This is a genomic window from Nocardioides sp. CFH 31398 (assembly GCF_022436705.1).
GTDB lineage: Bacteria > Actinomycetota > Actinomycetes > Propionibacteriales > Nocardioidaceae > Nocardioides.
In genome coordinates, this window is sequence record NZ_JAKUHT010000025.1 from 1 (window position 1) to 14,104 (window position 14,104).

A 14,104-nucleotide genomic window follows, 5' to 3' on the forward strand; every position below is an offset into this window, starting at 1 on the left:
CTCGCCCCGCGCCGAGCAGCCCGCCCCCGCGCCGGAGCGCGCGGCGCCGCGACCCGCCGCGGTCGCCGACCTCGCCGAGCGGCGTCGTCCCACCCCCGCCGCGCCCGCCGTCGCGGAGCTCTCCAAGATCACGACGCTGCACCCGCGCACCTACAACGAGGCCCGCACCGTGGGGGAGAACTTCCGCGAGGGCACGCCCGTGATCATGAACCTCTCGGAGATGGACGACGCGGACGCCAAGCGCCTCGTCGACTTCGCCGCGGGGCTGGTCTTCGCCACGCGTGGCACCATCGAGCGCGTGACCAACAAGGTGTTCCTGCTCTCGCCCCCGAACGTGACCGTGGCCGCCGAGGACAAGCAGCGTCTCGTCGAGGGCGGCTTCTTCAACCAGAGCTGACGGCGTACCCGTGGTCCTCGTCGGACAGGTCGTCCACACGATCCTGTGGATCTTCATCGCTCTGCTCTGGATCCGGTTCGTCGTCGACTGGGTGCAGGTCTTCGCCCGCTCCTGGTCGCCCTCGGGCCCGCTGCTGGTCGTGCTCGAGGTCGTCTACTCGACGACCGACCCGCCGATCAACGCGCTCCGCAAGGTCATCCCGCCGCTGCGCCTCGGCTCGGTCGCGCTCGACCTGAGCTTCCTGATCGTGCTCCTCGGCGCCTACCTGCTGCTCCAGCTCAACTCCGCGACGCTGCTGAGCGCCTGAACGCTCCCTGAGACCCGGCGTCCGCGCACGCCGCGACTTCGCAGGTCACGGGCGTCAGGCGCTATGGTCGTGCGGATGGGTCCGTCGTGAGGCGGGCCCGGCAATGCTGTCTATCGAATGGGTGAGGTCATGCCGCTGACGCCTGAGGACGTGAGCAACAAGCGCTTTACTCCCGTCCGGCTCCGCGAGGGCTACGACATGGGCGAGGTCGACCAGTTCCTCGACGAGGTCGAGGCCGAGCTGGCCCGACTGGTGCGGGAGAACGAGGACCTGCGCTCGAAGCTCGCGGCCGCCCAGTCGGGCGGCGGCTCCCCGGCGTACGGCGGCGCGGCCGCCCAGTCCGCGCCGGCCGCCCCCGAGCCGGCCCCGCAGCTGCAGAAGCAGCCGGAGCCCACGCCGGAGCCCACGCCGGAGCCCACGCCGGCCCCCGCGACGCAGCCCGTCGCGGTCGCCGCGGCCCCGAGCGGTCCCGGCCCGGTCGAGACGATCCGTGTCGAGACGGTGCCCGAGGCGTCCAACGCCGCGGCGCGCCTGCTCGAGATCGCCACGCGCAACGCGGACGAGCTCGTGGAGGAGGCCAAGAACGAGGCCGACAAGATCGTCGGGGCGGCCCGGACCAAGGCCGACCGGCTCACGACCGAGTCGAAGGCCAAGGCCGACCAGCTCGAGTCCGACGCCCGCACCCGCGCGCAGATGCTCGACCAGGAGACCGCCGAGCGTCGTCAGCAGGTCTTCGGCGACCTGGAGCGCGAGCGGGACAAGCTCAACAGCGAGGTGGAGAACCTGCGCTCCTTCGAGCGTGAGTACCGCTCGCGCCTGAAGAGCTACTTCACCCAGCAGCTGGAGGCCCTCGGCAGCCCGTCCGAGACGCCGTCGCAGCCCGCGGAGGGGACGCCGGCGCCGAAGCGCCTGCGCTCCATCCTGGGCGACGAGGAGGCCTGAGCCTCCGTCCGGCCGCCGCCGGGCACCAGCACCGCACGCACGGCCCCGAGCCCCACGCCACACGTGGGGACCGGGGCCGTCGTCGTCGGTGCGGCGTGCCGTCGCGGGCCGTCCCCGACGGCCCCCAGGCGGTTGTGGTCGTGGGTCGCCCTGCCACTAGGGTGCTGCTCGCCACGTGCGTCGGGGACCCTCCGTGGACTTGTCCGGGGCCGTCGGGGGTACGGCGGTGGGTGCACGTCGTGCCACGGCACGGACGCACCGGCAGACGGGGCCTGCGGCCCACGGCACGAACGACGAAGAGGGCCACCGTGACCAAGTCCGACGCGACACCCGAGAGCATCTCGGCCGACGCCGTGGCACCGCAGCTCGCGGTGGCCGCGGGCGACGACCCCTGGACCGCCGCCGAGGTGCAGGAGGTCCTCGACGAGCTCAACGAGGCCCGTCAGCGACTCGGTGCGCTGGTGCGGGGCCAGGAGGAGGAGCTCGCCGGCCTCATGCGCGACGCCGGCGACGGCGCCGGCCACGACCAGGCCGACGTGGGCGCCACCAGCTTCGAGCGCGACCACGAGCTCACCGTCGTCAACAACGAGCGCGAGGCGCTCGAGCGGATGGACCACGCGCTGGCGCGGATCGCGGACGGCACCTACGGGCTGTGCGAGTCCTGCGGCAACCCCATCGGCAAGGCCCGGCAGATGGCTTTTCCCCGTGCGTCACTGTGTATGACGTGCAAGCAGCGCGAGGAACGCCGCTGACGTCCGCGGACGCCGCCCCGGGCGAGGACGGTCCCGGCGAGGTGACGGCGAGGTCCGGGTCGCGCCGGCGCGCGCCGTACCTCGGGCTGCTCGCCGTGGTGGCCGCGGCGGCGTACACCCTGGACGTGGTGACGAAGGTCCTGGCCGTCGAGCGCCTGGACGGGACCTCGAACGTCCCCGTCGTGGGCGACTGGCTCACGCTGACCCTGGTCCGCAACCCCGGTGCGGCGTTCTCGACGGGCACCGAGTTCACCGTCGTGCTGAGCGTCATCAGCATCACCGCCGCCCTCGTCGTGCTCTGGGTGGCACGGCGGGTGGGCAGCCGCTGGTGGGCTGTCGGGCTGGGCCTGCTCCTGGCCGGGGTGCTGGGCAACCTCACCGACCGGATGCTGCGCCAGCCGGGCCCCTTCGAGGGCCACGTGATCGACTTCCTGCGGATCCCCAGCTGGCCGGTCTTCAACGTCGCGGACATCTGCATCAACGTCGCGGCCGGCGTCATCATCCTGCAGGCCTTCCGCGGGGTCCGTGTCGACGGCACCCGCGAGGGCGACCACGCCGCGCGCGGGGACGCCGACGAGGACGCCGACGAGGGTCACGCCGAGGCCGGCGCCGACGCGGACGCGCGGCGGGCGGGGGAGAGGGCCGAGTGACGGCGTCCTCCGAGCTGCGGGTCGTGCCCGTCCCGGACGGGCTCGCCGGCGAGCGCGTGGACGCCGCGATGGCGCGGATGTTCGGGTTCTCCCGCAGCCGCTGCGCCGAGCTCATCGCCCAGGGCCTCGTCGTGCTGGACGGCGAGACCGCGGCGAAGTCGACGCGGGTCGGGGGCGGGTCCCTGCTGGAGGTCACCATCCCCGAGGAGGCGGACCCGCTCGCGGTGCGCCCCGAGGTGGTCGAGGGCGTCGGGATCATCCACGACGACGACGACATCGTCGTGGTCGACAAGCCGGTCGGCGTCGCCGTCCACCCGTCACCGGGGTGGACCGGCCCCACGCTGGTCGGGCACCTGCGCGCCGCGGGGTTCACCATCGCCACCAGCGGCGCCTCGGAGCGCCAGGGCATCGTGCAGCGGCTCGACGTCGGCACCTCCGGCGTCATGGTCGTCTGCAAGTCCGAGCACGCGTACTCCGTGCTCAAGCACGCCTTCCGCGACCGCGAGGTCGACAAGACCTACCACGCGCTCGTGCAGGGCCACCCCGACCCGCTCGAGGGCACCGTCGACGCCCCGATCGGCCGCCACCGGGGCGCGGACTGGCGCTTCACCGTGCGCGAGGACGGCAAGCCGTCGATCACCCACTACGCCACCCTCGAGGCGCACCGGTTCGCCAGCCTGCTCGAGGTGCACCTCGAGACCGGTCGGACCCACCAGATCCGCGTCCACATGTCCGCCCTGCGCCACCCCTGCGTCGGCGACCTCACCTACGGCGCCGACCCCACGCTGGCGGCGCGCGTCGGGCTGGAGCGGCAGTGGCTGCACGCCGTCCGGCTCGGCTTCACGCACCCGGGCGACGGGCAGTGGGTGACCTACGAGTCGCCCTACCCGGCGGACCTGGCGCGCGCCCTGGACGTCGTGCGGGGCAGCGCGTGAGGCGGGTGGGCCGGTGACCGCCGTCCGGCTCGCCGAGACCCACGAGCTGCCCGCGGTGGCCGACCTCCTCCTCTCCGCCCGGTCCGCGGCGGCGGGGTGGATGCCGCCCGTGCCGGAGCAGGCCGTCCCGCTGGTGAGGCGGGACCTCGCCGGCTGGGACCTCGACGTCCGCGAGGTGTGGGTGGCGACCGAGGCGGACCACGGCGGCGGCGAGCGGGTGGTCGCCTTCGCGGCCCTCGTCGACGACTGGCTCGAGGCGCTCTACGTCGACCCGGCCGCCCAGCGCGGCGGCCTCGGCACGATGCTGCTCGACGTGGTCAAGGCCCGCCGTCCCGAGGGCTTCTGCCTGTGGGTCTTCGAGGCCAACCGCCCCGCCCGGGCCTTCTACGGCCGCCACGGCCTGCTGGAGCTCGAGCGCACCGACGGCTCGGCCAACTCCGAGCGCACCCCCGACGTGCGCATGGTCTGGCCCGGCGCCGACCCCCTGGCGACCCTGCGCCGTCTCGTGGACGACGTCGACCACGAGCTCGGCGACCTGCTGGCCCGCCGGGTGGCGCTCAGCCGGGTCATCCAGGACCACAAGGCCGACGCGACCCGGGACCCCGGGCGCGAGGCCGAGGTGGCCCGCCGGGTGGCCTCCCGCGTGCCCGAGCTGGGGGAGCAGCGGGTGGCCCGGATCATGGCCGCGGTGATCGCCGAGAGCCTCGACGCGGCCCGCGCCGAGGGCACCCAGGACCCGCTGTCGGTGGTCCCCGGCAGGCTCGACCCGCTGGCGTAGGCTGACGGCCTTCCCCGCCTGATCGTCACTCCACGCGCAGCACCGCGCCCGTCGGCGCACCCCGCTCCACCGTCCTGCCCCTTCGACCCGGCGAGGAACCCGGCACCACGATGGCGACCCCCGCGAGCGACCAGTTCGTCCACCTGCACGTCCACACCGAGTACTCCATGCTCGACGGCGCGGCCCGGCTCGGGGCGCTGACCCAGCGGGCCGCGGAGCTCGGCCAGCCGGCGGTGGCGATGACCGACCACGGCAACGTGTTCGGCGCCTACGAGTTCTACAAGAAGGCGAAGGACGCCGGGGTCAAGCCGATCATCGGCATCGAGGCCTACTTCACGCCGAACAGCTCGCGCTTCGACAAGTCGGGCCACTTCTTCTACGACGGACGCAAGGACCCCCGCGGCGACGTCTCCGCCGGTGGCGCCTACACCCACATGACCCTGCTGTCGGAGACGACCGAGGGCATGCACAACCTCTTCCGGCTCTCCACCGGCTCCTGGCGCGACGGCTACTTCAAGCAGCCCCGCATGGACCGCGAGCTGCTGAGCGAGCACGCCCGCGGGCTCATCGGCACGACCGGGTGCCCCTCCGGCGAGGTGCAGGTCCACCTGCGCCACGACAACTACGAGGCGGCCCGCGCGGTGGCGGGCGAGTTCCAGGACATCCTCGGCCGTGAGAACTACTTCCTGGAGCTGATGGACCACGGGCTGTCCATCGAGACCGTGGTCCGCGACGGGTTGCTGCGCTTGGCGAAGGACCTGCGGATCCCGCTGCTCGCGACGAACGACTCGCACTACGTGATGAAGGCCGACGCCGCCTCCCAGGAGCACCTGCTCTGCATCAACTCGGGCTCGACGATGGACGTGCCCGCCGGCGACGGGCCGGGGCAGCGGTTCGCGTTCTCGGGTGACGGCTACTACCTCAAGAGCGCCGCCGAGATGCGCGAGGTCTGGCGCGACCTGCCGGAGGCGTGCGACAACACGCTGCTGGTGGCGCAGCGCTGCGACGTCGAGTTCACCCCCGGCAACGGCACGTACATGCCCCGCTTCCCCGTGCCGGAGGGCCACACGGAGCAGACCTGGCTGGTCGAGGAGGTCGACCGCGGCCTGGCCGTCCGCTACCCGCACGGCGTCCCGGACAAGGTGCGCGCGCAGGCGGACTACGAGCTGGGCGTCATCACGACGATGGGGTTCCCCGGCTACTTCCTCGTCGTCGCCGACTTCATCAACTGGGCGAAGGACAACGGCATCCGCGTGGGTCCGGGTCGTGGTTCCGGCGCGGGCTCGATGGTGGCCTACGCCATGCGGATCACCGACCTCGACCCGCTCGAGCACGGCCTGATCTTCGAGCGCTTCCTCAACCCCGACCGCGTCTCGATGCCCGACTTCGACATCGACTTCGACGAGCGCCGTCGCGGCGAGGTCATCCGCTACGTCACCGACAAGTACGGCGATGACCGGGTGTCCTACATCGTCACCTACGGCACGATCAAGGCGAAGCAGGCCGTCAAGGACTCCAGCCGTATCCTCGGCTACCCCTTCGCGATGGGCGACCGCATCACCAAGGCGATGCCGGCGTCGGTGATGGGCAAGGACGTCCCGCTGCAGGAGGTCTTCGACCCGAACCACAAGCGGTACGGCGAGGGCGGCGAGTTCCGGTCGCTGTACGAGCAGGAGAGCGACGTCAAGCGGGTCGTCGACACCGCGATCGGCATCGAGGGCCTGAAGCGCCAGTGGGGCGTCCACGCGGCCGGCGTCATCATGTCCAGCGAGCCGCTGATCGACGTCATCCCGCTGCTGAAGCGGCCCGCCGACGGCGCCATGATCACGCAGTTCGACTACCCGACCTGCGAGTCGCTCGGCCTGATCAAGATGGACTTCCTGGGGCTGCGCAACCTCACGGTCCTCGACGACGCCGTGAAGAACATCGAGCTGAACCGCGGCGAGACCGTCGTCCTGGAGGAGCTCGACCTCACCGACGGCCCGACCTACGAGCTGCTGCAGCGGGGCGACACCCTCGGGGTGTTCCAGCTCGACGGCGGCCCGATGCGGGCGCTGCTGCGCTCGATGAAGCCGGACACGTTCGAGGACATCTCCGCGGTCGGTGCGCTCTACCGGCCGGGCCCGATGGGGGCGGACTCCCACAACAAGTACGCCCGCCGCAAGACCGGCCGCGAGGACGTCGTGCCGATCCACCCCGAGCTGGCCGAGCCGCTCGAGGACATCCTGGGCGAGACGTACGGCCTGATCGTGTACCAGGAGCAGGTCATGGCCATCGCCCAGAAGCTCGCGGGCTACAGCCTCGGACAGGCGGACATCCTGCGCCGCGCGATGGGCAAGAAGAAGAAGGAGGAGCTGGACAAGCAGTACGTCGGCTTCTCCGGCGGCATGAAGGAGCGGGGCTACTCCGAGGCCGCCGTCAAGACGCTGTGGGACATCCTGCTGCCGTTCTCCGACTACGCCTTCAACAAGGCGCACTCGGCGGCGTACGGCCTGGTCTCGTACTGGACGGCGTACCTCAAGGCGAACTACCCCGCGGAGTACATGGCGGCGCTCCTGACGTCCGTGAAGGACGACAAGGACAAGATGGCGGTCTACCTCAACGAGTGCCGCCGCATGAAGATCCAGGTGCTGCCGCCGGACGTCAACGAGTCGCAGGCGACGTTCACCTCGGTCGGGCCCGACATCCGCTTCGGCCTCACCGCCATCCGCAACGTCGGCGCGAACGTCGTCGACGGCATCGTCGCCGCCCGCGCCGAGAAGGGCCGCTACACCGGGTTCGACGACTTCCTCGACAAGGTCCCGGCGCCGGTGTGCAACAAGCGCGTCGTGGAGTCGCTGATCAAGGCGGGCGCCTTCGACGACATGAAGCTGCGCCGCCGGGCGCTGGTCGCCGTCCACGAGGGCGCGGTCGACCAGTACGTCGACATCAAGCGCAACGAGGCGATCGGCCAGGACTCGCTCTTCGCCGGGCTGGACGACGGCGACGGTGGCGCCGGCTTCGGCGTGAGCGTCGCCGTGCCGGACCTCGACGAGTGGGACAAGACGACGCTGCTGGGCCACGAGCGCGACATGCTCGGGCTCTACGTCTCCGACCACCCGCTGCTCGGGATGGAGCACGTGCTGTCGCGGGGCACCGACTGCACCATCGGCGCCCTGCTGCTCGACGAGGACCGGCCGGACGGCGCGATGGTGACCGTCTGCGGCCTCGTCACCTCCGTGCAGCGCAAGATCACGAAGCGCGGTGACGCGTGGGCGACCGTGACCCTGGAGGACCTCGAGGGTGCGATCGAGGTGCTGCTGTTCCCCAACAGCTACCAGCTGGCGGCGCCGTTCCTCGGCCAGGACGCCATCCTCAGCGTGAAGGGCCGGCTCTCCCGCGACAAGGAGACCCCGGAGCTGCGCGGGCAGGAGGTGACGGTGCCGGACCTCAGCCAGGGCAGCTCGGGGCCCGTCGTCCTGTCGCTGCCCTCGACGCGGTGCACGCCGCCGGTCGTGGCCTCGCTCAAGGCGGTCCTCGGGACCCACCCCGGGACCACCGAGGTACAACTGAGGCTGATGGCCCGTCAGCAGACCACCGTGCTCCGGCTCGACGACGCGCTCCGCGTGACGCCGAGCTCGGCGCTGTTCGCCGACCTCAAGCAGCTCCTGGGTCCGGGGTGCCTCGCGGGGTGACGTCGGACGTGGAGGCGCGGGGCCGGGTGGCCTGGCCCGCCGTGGTCGCCGTGGCCCTCGTCGGCGCCGGTGCGCTGGCCGGGGTGCTGTGGTGGGCGCTGTGGACCCCGCCGACCGGGGTGGCGCTGGCCGGCCGCTTCGTCCTGGACTCCGACGGGGCGCGGGCGGACTTCGACGCCACCGGCACGTACGTGGTGATCGCCCTGGTCCTGGGGCTGGTCGCCGGACTGGTCGTCGGCTGGGTCACCCGCCGTGACGAGCTCGTGGTGGTCGGGGTCGCCCTGGTCGCGGCCGTCGCCGCCGGGCTCCTGATGTACGCCGTCGGCCACCTCCTGGGCCCGGCGGACCCGGCCTCCCTGGCCGCCGACGCCGAGGACTACGCCCCCCTCGAGGGCGACCTCCGGCTCGCGGGGTCAGCCCCCTTCCTCGCCCTGCCGGGCGGGCTGCTCGTCGGCCTCGTGGTCACGCTGCTCGGCTTCGCCCGCCACGGCGGACCCGCCCCGACGCCCCCGGACCCGGGTCGCCCCGACGACTCCGCCGGGCTCAGCATCACCCCGGGTCGGCCCGGACGCGCGCGCTGACGACGCCGACCCCGCGCGCCGGGGCCGGGCGTCCGGGCCGACCCGGGCTACCGGGGGCGGCCGACCCGGGCGGTGGCGGCGTCGGTGAGACGGACGAGGTCCGCGGGGGCGAGCTCGAGGTCGAGTCCGCGGCGACCGCCGGAGACGAAGACGGTGTCGTGACCCAGGGCTGTCTCGTCGAGGACGGTGGGCAGGGGCCGCTTCTGGCCCAGCGGGGAGATGCCGCCGACGACGTACCCGGAGGAGCGCTCGGCGTCGGCGGGGTCCGCCATCTCCGCCCTGGGTGCGCCGAGCGCGCGGGCGACGGCCTTGAGGTCGAGGCGCTCGGTGACGGGGAGCACCGCGACGGCCAGCCCGGCGGCGGTCCGGACGACGAGCGTCTTGAGCACCCGCTCCGCGGCGACGCCGAGACGTTCGGCGAGCACGTCCGCCGCCTCCTCGCCGTACGACGCGCTGCGCGGGTCGTGCTCGTAGGGGTGGCCGACGACCTCGACCCCGGCGGCCGCGGCCGCCCTGGTGGCGGGGGTCTCCGGGGAGCCCGCGCCGCGTCGCGACGAGCGGCGGCTCAGTTGGGGGACCAGCCCGTGCGGGCGACGTCCGTCGCGGGGAGGGACGGGATGGCGTTCATGGCGCGGAGCTCGGAGCGCAGCATGTCGGTCACCATGTCGAGACGGACGGCGACGTCGTCGGCCTCGAGCAGCCGCTGCCGGTCCGGGTGGGGCAGGGGAGCGGTGGCGGCCAGGACCCACGACAGCATGACCGGGTCGTGCGGGAGGCGGCCGGTGTAGGGGTCGCCGCTGATCTGGGCGAGGGTCGCCCGGTAGGCCGTGAACGTCGACTTCACCCGCTCGACGGTCTCGGGGGCGACGGCGACGTCGTTCTCGGCCAGCACCTCCACCTGGCCGACGGGGAAGTCGCCCGAGGTCTCGAGGCCGTCCAGGCGGATCCGGTCACGGGCCGTCGCGACGACGGTGAAGCCGCCGTCACCGGTCTCCTCGACGTCGCCCAGCTGCAGGCGGCAGCCCACGCGGTGCAGCGACTGGCTCCCGTGGTCGCCGACCTCGAAGCCCTCACGGATCGCCACCGACCCGAAGAGCCTGCGGGCCGGGTCGGACTCGGTCAGGAGGTGGCGGACGAGCGCGGTGTAGCGGTCCTCGAAGACCCGCAACGGGACCCGTGCGCCGGGGAACAGGACGCTGTTCAACGGGAACATCGGCAGCGCCTCGGTCACCCTGCGACTCTAGACCCCGCGTCCCCGGTCCCGGCCCCGCGCCGGTCCCGCCCACGGCCCCTGCCGTTTCGCGACGGCCCCGCCGCCCCGCCTAGAATCGGGGTCATGTTGCGACGCATCGACCTCCGGACGACGGCTGCCACCCCGGGCGCCGAGCACGGTCATGTCGACTACCGCGACGCGCTCCCGCGGGCCGACTTCGACATCGAGGCCGCGATCCCCGCCGTCCAGGCCATCTGCGACGAGGTGCGCCGGCGCGGTGTCGTCGCGATCACGGAGTACTCCGCCCGCTTCGACGGCGTCGAGCAGACCGACATCGCCGTCCCGCCCGAGGCGTGCGCGAAGGCCCTGGCCGAGCTGGACCCCGCCGTCCGCGCCGGCCTCGAGGAGTCGATCCGCCGGCTCCGGGCGACCTCCGAGGCCGAGCTCGAGTCCGACACCGTCTCGAGCCCCGCCGACGGCGCCCAGGTGCGCACCCGCGTCGTCCCCATGGGCCGTGTCGGCCTCTACGTGCCGGGCGGGATCGCGCCACTGGTCTCCAGCGTCGTCATGAACGTCGTCCCGGCCCAGGTCGCCGGCGTCGGTGAGATCGCACTGGCCTCCACGCCGCAGAAGGAGCACGGCGGGCTGCCGCACCCCACGATCCTCGCGGCGTGCGCGCTGCTCGGCATCGACGAGGTGTACGCCGTCGGCGGTGCCCAGGCCGTCGCCATGTTCGCGTACGGCGCTGGCCCCTGCCGCCGCGTCGACCTCGTGACCGGACCCGGCTCGATCTGGACCGTCACCGCCAAGCGTCTCCTCAAGGGCGTCGTCGGCATCGACTCCGAGGCCGGCCCCACGGAGATCGCCGTCCTGGCCGACGACACCGCCGACCCGGCGCACGTCGCGGCCGACCTGCTCAGCCAGTCCGAGCACGACCAGCTCGCCGCGAGCGTGCTGGTGACGCCGTCCGAGGCGCTCGCCGACAAGGTCGAGGTGGCGCTGGAGGAGCAGGTCTCCCGCACCCGCCACGAGGAGCGCATCCGCACCTCGCTGCGCGGCCCGCAGTCCGCGATCGTCATGGTCTCCGACCTCGAGCAGGGCCTCGCCGTCGTCGACGCGTACGCCGCGGAGCACCTCGAGATCCAGACCGCCGACGCCGAGGAGTGGGCGCTGCGCGTGCGCAACGCCGGCGCGATCTTCGTCGGCCCGCACACCCCGGTGAGCCTCGGCGACTACTGCGCCGGGTCGAACCACGTCCTGCCCACCGGCGGCTGCGCCTGCCACTCGTCCGGCCTGTCGGTGCGGGCGTTCACGCGCACCGTCCACATGGTCACCTACGACCACGCCGCGCTGCGCGACGTGGCGCCCCACGTGGTCGCGCTGGCCGAGGCCGAGGACCTGCCCGGCCACGGCGAGGCCGTCCGCATCCGGGTCGAGCCCCGGTGACCGCCACCGGAGCAACGGACGCGGCCTGGCCGCCGATCCGTCCGGAGCTGCGCGGGCTCGAGCCGTACGGCGCCCCGCAGCTCGACGTCGCTGTGCGCCTCAACACCAACGAGAACCCGTACGGGCCCTCGGAGGCCGTCGCGGCCGACATCGCGGCCGCCGCCGGACGAGCCGCGGTCGGCCTCAACCGCTACCCCGACCGCGAGCACGTCGCGCTGCGGCAGGCGCTGGCGGCGTACCTCGAGCGCGACACCGGTGTCGCGCTCGACGTCGACCAGGTGTGGGCCGCCAACGGGTCCAACGAGGTCATGCTGCAGCTGCTCATGGCGTTCGGCGGCCCGGGCCGGACGGCCCTCGGCTTCACGCCGACGTACTCGATGTACCCGGAGTACGCCCGCGGGACCTCGACCACCTGGGTCACCGGCCACCGCGAGGCCGACTTCACCCTCGACCTCGACCACGTGCGGGCGCTGGTGGCCGAGCACCGGCCGTCGGTGGTGCTCATGCCGAGCCCGAACAACCCGACCGGCACCGCGCTGGCGCCCGAGACCACCGACGTGGTCTGCACGGCGGCCGCGGAGGTCGACGGGCTCGTCGTCATCGACGAGGCGTACGGCGAGTTCCGCCGCACCGGCACCCCGAGCGCGATCGAGCGCCTGGGCGCGCACCGCAACCTCGTGGTGTCCCGCACGATGAGCAAGGCGTTCGCCCTCGCCGGCGGGCGGGTGGGCTACCTCGCCGCGGCACCGGAGATCTGCGACGCGCTGCGCCTGGTGCGGCTGCCGTACCACCTGTCGTCGCTGACGCAGGCCGCGGCGCTCGCCGCCCTGGACCACGCCGACGAGCTGCTGGGCCGCGTGGCCGACCTGCGCGCCGAGCGTGACGCGCTGGTCGACCACCTCCGCGGCGCGGGCCTCCAGGTCGCCGACAGCGACGCCAACTTCATCCTGTTCGGGCGCTTCGACGACCGCCACGCGGTCTGGGAGTCGCTGCTGGCCCAGGGGGTGCTGGTCCGCGAGACCGGCCCCGAGGGCTGGCTGCGGGTCTCCGTCGGCACCCCGGACGAGAACCAGGCCTTCCGCGACGCGCTGGCCGCCACGCTGAAGGAGAACGTGCGCCCATGAGCACCACAGCCAGGACCGCCCGCATCGAGCGCGCCACGAAGGAGTCCTCGATCACGGTCGAGCTCGACCTCGACGGCACCGGCCGCGCCGACGTCTCGACCGGCGTCGGCTTCTACGACCACATGCTCGACGCGCTGGCCCGCCACTCGCTGGTCGACCTCACCGTGCGCGCCGAGGGCGACGTCCACATCGACGGCCACCACACCGTCGAGGACACCGCCATCGTCATCGGCCAGGCGCTGCGGCAGGCCCTCGGCGACAAGTCCGGGATCCGGCGGTACGGCGACGCCACGGTCCCGCTCGACGAGGCGCTCGCGCACGCGGTCGTCGACGTCTCGGGTCGCCCGTACTTCGTCCACTCCGGCGAGCCCGACGGCCAGCCCTACGCGCTCATCGGCGGCTCGGGCGTGCCGTACGCCGGCTCGCTGACCGCCCACGTGCTCGAGTCGCTCGCCCACCACGCGCACCTGACCCTCCACGTGCGCCTGCTCGGCGGCCGCGACCCGCACCACATCGTCGAGGCGCAGTTCAAGGCCGTCGCCCGGGCGCTGCGCGACGCGATCGCGTTCGACCCGCGCGAGACCGGCGTGCCCTCGACCAAGGGTGCGCTCTGAGCGGCGCGAAGCGGGTCGTCGTCCTCGACTACGGCTCGGGCAACCTCCGCTCGGCGGTCCGCGCGGTCGAGCGCGCCGGTGCCGAGGTCGAGCTCACGGCGGACCGTGCCGCCGCGATGGACGCCGACGGCCTGCTGGTGCCGGGCGTCGGCGCGTACGCGGCGTGCATGGCCGGCCTGCGCGCCGTCCGCGGCCACGAGACGATCGGCCGCCGCCTCGCGGGCGGCCGCCCGGTGCTGGGCATCTGCGTGGGCATGCAGGTGCTCTTCGAGCGGGGGATCGAGCACGGCGTCGACACCGAGGGCTGCGGCGAGTGGCCCGGCACCGTCGAGCGGCTCCGGGCACCCGTCGTCCCGCACATGGGGTGGAACACGGTGCAGGCCCCCGAGGGCACCGAGATGTTCGCGGGCCTCACCGACGAGCGCTTCTACTTCGTGCACTCCTACGGGGTGCGCCGCTGGGAGCTCGTCACCGACGGCCGCACCCGCGCACCGCTGGTGACCACCACGACCCACGGCACCGAGGACTTCGTGTCCGCCGTCGAGAACGGCCCGCTGTGGGCCACCCAGTTCCACCCCGAGAAGTCCGGCGACGCCGGCGCCGCGCTGCTGCGCAACTGGATCCAGACCCTCTGAACAGAGCGGTGGTCGAGGTGCGAGGAGCTCCGGCGACGAGCCTCGAAACCCCGCGA

At 73.3% G+C, this 14,104-nt stretch carries 15 protein-coding genes; 13 read left to right on the top strand and 2 right to left on the bottom strand.

From position 1 onward, the window contains the following. From MJ876_RS17295 to MJ876_RS17335, 9 genes are all read left to right on the top strand, one after another. On the top strand, positions 1 to 397 hold a 397-nt coding region (locus MJ876_RS17295), incomplete at its 5' end, for a cell division protein SepF (RefSeq protein WP_240238275.1). A gap of 10 nt (positions 398 to 407) precedes the next feature. Then, positions 408 to 704 (top strand): YggT family protein, encoded by a 297-nt coding sequence (locus MJ876_RS17300; RefSeq protein ID WP_240238276.1) that lies wholly within the window; start codon positions 408 to 410, stop codon positions 702 to 704. 129 nt (positions 705 to 833) lie between these two features. Then, on the top strand, positions 834 to 1,646 hold the full coding sequence (locus MJ876_RS17305) for a DivIVA domain-containing protein (protein ID WP_240238278.1): 813 nt from the start codon (positions 834 to 836) through the stop codon (positions 1,644 to 1,646). 308 nt (positions 1,647 to 1,954) lie between these two features. Beyond that, a complete protein-coding gene (locus tag MJ876_RS22340; protein WP_240238280.1) occupies positions 1,955 to 2,398 on the top strand; it encodes a TraR/DksA family transcriptional regulator in 444 nt (147 codons plus the stop codon). Beyond that, a complete protein-coding gene (gene lspA / locus MJ876_RS17315; protein WP_240238282.1) occupies positions 2,371 to 3,048 on the top strand; it encodes a signal peptidase II in 678 nt (225 codons plus the stop codon). The genes MJ876_RS22340 and lspA overlap by 28 nt, the downstream gene beginning before the upstream one ends. 14 nt (positions 3,049 to 3,062) lie before the next feature. Beyond that, entirely contained in the window at positions 3,063 to 3,983 is a 921-nt protein-coding gene (locus tag MJ876_RS17320; protein ID WP_275695232.1) for an RluA family pseudouridine synthase, read from the top strand. A gap of 13 nt (positions 3,984 to 3,996) precedes the next feature. Then, a complete protein-coding gene (locus MJ876_RS17325) occupies positions 3,997 to 4,761 on the top strand; it encodes a GNAT family N-acetyltransferase (RefSeq protein WP_240238283.1) in 765 nt (254 codons plus the stop codon). Between the two features lie 110 nt (positions 4,762 to 4,871). Then, positions 4,872 to 8,435, top strand: coding sequence for a DNA polymerase III subunit alpha (gene dnaE, locus MJ876_RS17330; RefSeq protein WP_240238284.1), 3,564 nt, complete (start codon positions 4,872 to 4,874; stop codon positions 8,433 to 8,435). Beyond that, entirely contained in the window at positions 8,432 to 9,016 is a 585-nt protein-coding gene (locus MJ876_RS17335) for a hypothetical protein (RefSeq protein WP_240238285.1), read from the top strand. Before dnaE ends, MJ876_RS17335 begins: the two co-directional genes overlap by 4 nt. Positions 9,017 to 9,063: 47 nt before the next feature. On the opposite strand, the gene ybaK is transcribed toward MJ876_RS17335, so the two are convergent. Next, on the bottom strand, positions 9,064 to 9,597 hold the full coding sequence (gene ybaK / locus MJ876_RS17340) for a Cys-tRNA(Pro) deacylase (RefSeq protein ID WP_308192620.1): 534 nt from the start codon (positions 9,595 to 9,597) through the stop codon (positions 9,064 to 9,066). Further along, positions 9,582 to 10,247, bottom strand: a complete 666-nt coding sequence (locus MJ876_RS17345; RefSeq protein WP_240238286.1) for an LON peptidase substrate-binding domain-containing protein — start codon at positions 10,245 to 10,247, stop codon at positions 9,582 to 9,584. Before MJ876_RS17345 ends, ybaK begins: the two co-directional genes overlap by 16 nt. A gap of 105 nt (positions 10,248 to 10,352) precedes the next feature. On the opposite strand from MJ876_RS17345, the gene hisD reads away from it, so the two are divergent. Genes hisD through hisH form a run of 4 tightly spaced genes read left to right on the top strand, consistent with a single transcriptional unit; the run spans position 10,353 to position 14,048 of the window. Then, complete coding sequence (hisD, locus tag MJ876_RS17350; RefSeq protein ID WP_240238287.1) at positions 10,353 to 11,675, top strand: histidinol dehydrogenase; 1,323 nt, start codon at positions 10,353 to 10,355, stop codon at positions 11,673 to 11,675. Continuing rightward, positions 11,672 to 12,799 carry a histidinol-phosphate transaminase gene (locus tag MJ876_RS17355; RefSeq protein WP_240238288.1) on the top strand — a complete coding sequence of 376 codons (1,128 nt, stop codon included), beginning with the start codon at positions 11,672 to 11,674 and terminating at the stop codon, positions 12,797 to 12,799. Before hisD ends, MJ876_RS17355 begins: the two co-directional genes overlap by 4 nt. Next, positions 12,796 to 13,413 (top strand): imidazoleglycerol-phosphate dehydratase HisB, encoded by a 618-nt coding sequence (gene hisB, locus MJ876_RS17360; protein ID WP_240238290.1) that lies wholly within the window; start codon positions 12,796 to 12,798, stop codon positions 13,411 to 13,413. The genes MJ876_RS17355 and hisB overlap by 4 nt, the downstream gene beginning before the upstream one ends. After that, positions 13,410 to 14,048, top strand: coding sequence for an imidazole glycerol phosphate synthase subunit HisH (hisH, locus tag MJ876_RS17365; protein ID WP_240238425.1), 639 nt, complete (start codon positions 13,410 to 13,412; stop codon positions 14,046 to 14,048). The genes hisB and hisH overlap by 4 nt, the downstream gene beginning before the upstream one ends. Positions 14,049 to 14,104: the final 56 nt, after the last annotated feature.